This is a genomic window from Promineifilum sp. (SeqCode) (assembly GCF_041918635.1).
GTDB lineage: Bacteria > Chloroflexota > Anaerolineae > Promineifilales > Promineifilaceae > Promineifilum.
On sequence record NZ_JAYRVJ010000258.1, the window covers coordinates 1 to 4,967 of the forward strand.

Below are 4,967 nucleotides of genomic sequence, written 5' to 3' on the forward strand. Positions count from 1 at the left end.
GCGGCTCGTTTTGTGTGTTTTTTTTTTGTTGCCTGGCGATTCAGCGCGGTTCTTCTCCCGGCCGAAGACCGGCTATGATGCGCCTGACTACGAACTATCTAGACGGGCAGTGATGCCATGACGCGCTGCAAGTCATCCAGGTCAGGCGCGACGCGGTAGGGTTGTGTGCCCACCAGCTCGATGCCCTTCATGGCCCCGGCCACGTCCTTCAGGCCGCTGCCCGTATTCAGGACGACGATGCGCTCGTCGGCCGACACCAGCCCCTCAGCTACGGCCTTGATCAGCCCGGCGTGGGCCGCCGCGCCGGCCGGTTCGGCGAAGACGCCCGCGCCGCGGGCCAGCGCCGGAATGGCCGCCAGAATCTCCTCGTCGCTGACCGTGACGTACGCGCCGCCCGTCTCCACCACGGCCGCCATCGCCTTCAGCCGGTCGCGCGGCAGCCCAGCGCTGATGCTGTCGGCCAGGGTGTGCGCGTCGATGGGCGGCTTGGTCAGCACGTCCTCGCCCCGCTCCCACGCCTCGGCCAGATAGTTGCTGCCGGCGGCCTGCACGCCCATCAGCTTGGGCATGTGATCGATCCAGCCCAAGGCCATGAGGTCTTTCAAGCCCTTGTGCAGCCCGCCGATGATGCAGCCGTCGCCGACGCTGACGAAGATGCGATCCGGCGCTTGCCAGCCCAGTTGCTCGCAGATCTCCAGCGTGGCCGTCTTCTTGCCCTCGGTCATGTAGGGGTTGAAGCCGGTGTTGCGGTTATACCAGCCGTAGGCGTCGGCCGCCTTCAGGCATAGCTCGAAGGCATCGTCATAGGTGCCGCGCACCAGCATGACCGTCGAGCCGAAGGCCAACAGCTGCGCGACCTTGGCCGGCGGCGCTTTCTCCGGCACGAAGATGACGTTGGCCTGGCCGACGCTGGCGCACAGGCCGCTGAGGGCGGCGGCGGCGTTGCCGGTGCTGGCCGTGGTGACGATCTTCGCGCCGCGCTCCTGGGCTTTGACGACGGCGATGGCGCTGGCGCGATCCTTGAAGGAGGCGGTCGGGTTCCGGCCGTCGTCCTTCACCCACAGGTCGCGCAGCCCCAGCGTCGCGCCCAGTCGCTCGGCCCGGTAGAGGGGCGTCCAGCCGACCTGCAACGGTGGCACGGGCGCGTCGGGATGCACCGGCAGCAGCGGCTTGTAGCGCCAGATGGAGTGGTTCTCGTCCCGGCGCAGGCTCTCGCGGCTGATGTGGCGCTTGATAACGTCGTAGTCGTAGGTCACATCGACGATGCCGTCCGGCCCGAACTCCGGGTCAACGTAGTCGATCTCATCGGGGCGGAAGGTCCGGCCGCTGATGAGGCTTCTCAAATGTAGTATGTGATCCATGAGTCTGTCAGGCCGTAAAGTGCGTCCCCGTCTCTCCCGCCAGCGCCCGGGCGATGTTAGCCGGGTCGGTGACGATGGCGTGCGTGCCGCCGGCTTCCAGGAAGTTGATGATCGCCTGAATCTTGGGGGCCATGCTGCCCTTGGCAAAGTGCTTGCCCTCGGCCAGATATTGCTTGGCTTCGGCCAGCGTTACGCGGTCGAGCCACTGCTGGTCGGGCTTGCCAAAGTTCAGGGCCACCTTCTCGACGGCCGTGCTGATGATGAACGTATCCGCGCCCAGCCGGGTCGCCAGCAGCGACGAGGCGAAGTCCTTGTCGATGACGGCGGCAATGCCGCGCAGGTGGCCCTGCTCATCGGCCACAACCGGGATGCCGCCGCCGCCGACGGTCACGACGATGTGTCCGGCCTCGATCAGCGCCCGGACGGACGGCTCTTCAACGATGCGCACGGGGAGGGGCGAAGCCACCACCCGCCGCCAGCCGCGGCCGGCGTCCTCCACCACGTCCCACTGGTCGCGCTCGCGTCGCACCATTGCCTCTTCTTCATCCATGAAGGAGCCGATGGGCTTGGTCGGGTTCTTGAAGGCCGGATCATTGGCGCTGACTTCGGTCTGGGTAACGATGGTCGCCACCGGGTGGCTGATACCCATGTCGAGGAAGTGGTTTTGCAGGCTTTGCTGGAGGGCGTAGCCGATGGCCCCTTGCGAGTCCGCGCCGCACACGTCGAGGGGAACCTCGTGCAGTTCGTGCCGGGCCAGCTCAGAGCGACGCAGAATGAAGCCGACCTGGGGGCCATTGCCGTGAGCCACGGCGACGTTCCAGCCGCCCTGGATCATCTTGGCGATGTGGCCGGCGGTCTCATAGGCGGCATCGTACTGGTCTTCAACGGATTGGTGCTGCTTGTCCTTGATCAACGAGTTGCCGCCAATGGCGATGACGGCCAGTTTCTGGGTCATGGGATGGTTTCTCCAAATAGCTAAAGAGAATCCACAGATACACAGATTTCACAGATTGCAGGATCAAATCTGTGAAATCTGTGTAATCTGTGGATGGCTTCTTACGAGCGCATGGTCAGGGCCATGACAGCCTTCTGCGCGTGCAGGCGGTTCTCGGCCTGGTCAAAGACGACCGAGTTCGGGCCGTCCATGACCTCGCTGGTCACCTCAATGTCGCGGTCGGCCGGCAGGGGGTGCATGTAGATAGCGTCATCCTTGGCGCGCGCCATCAGGCTGGCGTCGGTGATCCAGTGCTTGTACTGATCCTGGATGCGCTTGCCCTCGGTCTGGTCGTCGGTGACCAGCAGGGGGCCCCACGACTTGGCGTAGACCACGTCGGCGTCGGCCACGGCCTGGGTCATGCCGTCCGGGTCGCTGATGACCTCGAAGCCGGTCTTGTACTTGCGCGCCTGCTCCTGGGCCTGCTCCATGATGTCCGGCATCAGCTTGAACTCCGGCGGATGGGCCAGGGTCACGTCCATGCCAAAGCGCGGCAGTTGCAGGATGAGCGACTGCGGCACGGAGATGGGCTTCAGGTAGGAGGAGGCGTAGGCCCACGACACGACCACCTTGCGGCGGCGCAGGTCGCGCCCCTTCTTCTCCATGATGGTCATCAGGTCGGCCAGACACTGGAAGGGGTGATAGATGTCGCACTGCATGTTGAGCACCGGCGTGCGCGAGGCCCCGGCCACCAGGTTCAGGTAGCGGTTGCCCGTGCCCCAGGTGACGTGGCGGATGGCGATACCGTCGAAGTAGCGGCCGAAGATTTCGCCCATCTCCGTCTCGGTGTCGCCGTGGGCGATCTGGGTCGTCTTGCTCTCGACGAAAGCGGCGTGCCCGCCGAGTTGGGCCATGCCCGCCTCGAAAGAGCCGCGGGTGCGCGTGCTGCTGAAGAAGAACAGCATCGCCAGCACCTTGTCGCGCAGATAGGCGTGCGGTTCGCCCAGCGCGCGCTTGCGCTTCAGATCCCAGGCCACGTCCAGGACGGTCTCGACTTCCTCTTTCGAGAAGTCCAGATCGCCGATCAGGTCACGATTGCGAAGGTCAGTCTGCATGAGAATTTTACTCCATTTTGCCCATGACGAGGGCCAGCAGGGCCATGCGCATGACGACGCCATTGAAGGCTTCCTGCCAGTAGCGCGACCAGCGGGTGATGTCCACGTCGGGAGGAATCTCATCCATGCGCGGCAGCGAGTGCAGCAGGATGGCGTCCGACTTGGCCTTGGTTCCCAGCAGTTCGCGGGTGATCTTGTAGTTGGCCGGTGTGCCGCCCACGTCGCCGGTGCGCTCGTCGCGGCTCTTGGTGTAGTCCGGCTGCACGACCGGCTCGACCAGGATGACGTCGGCTTCGGCGATGGCCTGCTCGACGTGCTCCGCCTCGCGGTAGTTCAGCCCGTAGTTGGCGATCTCCGCCTTGAACTCCGGCGTCAGCGACATGTCGGGCGGGGAGACGAAGGTGATGGGGCAGTCAAACTGGGTCAGGCCCCAGGCCAGCGAGTGCATGGTGCGCATGCGCATATCGCCCACGGCCAGCCACTTCAGCCCGTCGATGCGGCCCTTTTCGCGCATGACGGTATAGAAGTCGGTCAGGATTTGCGTCGGGTGCTCGCCCCAGCCGTCGCCGCCGTTGATGATCGGCACGCTGGCCCACTTGGCCGCCTCGTGCGGTGCGCCCTGCTGGAAGTGACGCATGACGATCACGTCGCCATAGAACTCCAGCATCTTGACCGTGTCCTTGATCGACTCCTGGTAGAAGTCGCCGGCGCGGGTCATCTTGGCGTCGGAGAAGCCCGTCACCTGGCCGCCCAGCCGCAGCATGGCCGCTTCGTGGGCCAGGCGGGTGCGGGTGGACGGCTGGTAGAAGGCCGTGACCAGAATCTTGTTGCGGAGCAGGTCGCTCATCTGCCGGTCGCGGGCGATAGGCTCCAGCTTCTCGGCGATCTCGAACACGCGGAAAAACTCGTTCCGCTCGAAATCCTTCAATGACAATATGTCTCGTCCAGCAAAACTACGCATGTTGTTCTCTCCTATGAAAGAGGCTTATCCGCAGATTACGCAGATTTCGAAGATTTCAGACCTCACGCAAAGAGCGCAAAGAATCCTAAGGACGCCAGGGAGAAAGAAGCTTTGCGTTCTTGGCCTCCTTTGCGCTCTTTGCGTGAGCCTCTTCCAATCTGCGTAATCTGCGGATCATTTCTTAAACTCTGCGGCGCAGCAGGCGGAGGCGCAGCAGGTCATCACGAAAGTAAGAGTAGGCCTTGAGGATCGGCTCGTTGGCCTCGTTGTAGCCCGTCTCGTCGAAGGACACCAGCGGCGCGCCCGGCTCAACACCCAGCAGCGCCGCCGTCTCGCCCTCAGCCAGCACCGGCACGATCTCCGTCAGGTAGTAGGCCAGCCGCTGCCGGCCGAACGCCTCCAGGAACTCGTAGACGGGCAACGCCAGATCGTCGGGCGTGTAAGGTTCGGCGAGCTGGGTCAGCGGCACGACGTTCTGGGTCAGGATGACCGGCTCGTCGTTCTCGCGGAACAGCTTCTTGAGCAACAGGAGCGGGGCGTCTGGCGCCAGATGGAGTTCGGCGGCGGCCGTCGGCTGGAGCAGCGGGGAGGCCGCC

Annotated in this window: 5 protein-coding genes; all 5 read right to left on the reverse strand. The window is 64.4% G+C overall.

Features of this window, described 5'->3' with window-relative positions:
* Nucleotides 1–98 precede the first annotated feature (98 nt).
* On the reverse strand, nt 99–1,361 hold the full coding sequence (thrC, locus tag ACE3UY_RS08670) for a threonine synthase (protein WP_374687145.1): 1,263 nt from the start codon (nt 1,359–1,361) through the stop codon (nt 99–101).
* Between the two features lie 7 nt (nt 1,362–1,368).
* Nucleotides 1,369–2,316: a carbamate kinase gene (gene arcC / locus ACE3UY_RS08675; protein ID WP_374687146.1), complete on the reverse strand. Its 948-nt coding sequence runs from the start codon at nt 2,314–2,316 to the stop codon at nt 1,369–1,371.
* A 101-nt stretch (nt 2,317–2,417) separates the two neighbouring features.
* A complete protein-coding gene (locus ACE3UY_RS08680) occupies nt 2,418–3,410 on the reverse strand; it encodes an ornithine carbamoyltransferase (RefSeq protein ID WP_374687147.1) in 993 nt (330 codons plus the stop codon).
* A gap of 7 nt (nt 3,411–3,417) precedes the next feature.
* A complete protein-coding gene (gene pyrB, locus ACE3UY_RS08685) occupies nt 3,418–4,371 on the reverse strand; it encodes an aspartate carbamoyltransferase (RefSeq protein WP_374687148.1) in 954 nt (317 codons plus the stop codon).
* 181 nt (nt 4,372–4,552) lie between these two features.
* On the reverse strand, nt 4,553–4,967 hold a 415-nt coding region (locus ACE3UY_RS08690; RefSeq protein ID WP_374687149.1), incomplete at its 5' end, for a UTRA domain-containing protein.

What these genes read in the sequence shown, in the direction of transcription:
- thrC (WP_374687145.1), bottom strand. Translation starts at nt 1,361, where the DNA reads ATGGATCACATACTACATTTGAGAAGCCTCATCAGCGGCCGGACCTTC.
- arcC (WP_374687146.1), bottom strand. Translation starts at nt 2,316, where the DNA reads ATGACCCAGAAACTGGCCGTCATCGCCATTGGCGGCAACTCGTTGATC.
- ACE3UY_RS08680 (WP_374687147.1), bottom strand. Translation starts at nt 3,410, where the DNA reads ATGCAGACTGACCTTCGCAATCGTGACCTGATCGGCGATCTGGACTTC.
- pyrB (WP_374687148.1), bottom strand. Translation starts at nt 4,371, where the DNA reads ATGCGTAGTTTTGCTGGACGAGACATATTGTCATTGAAGGATTTCGAG.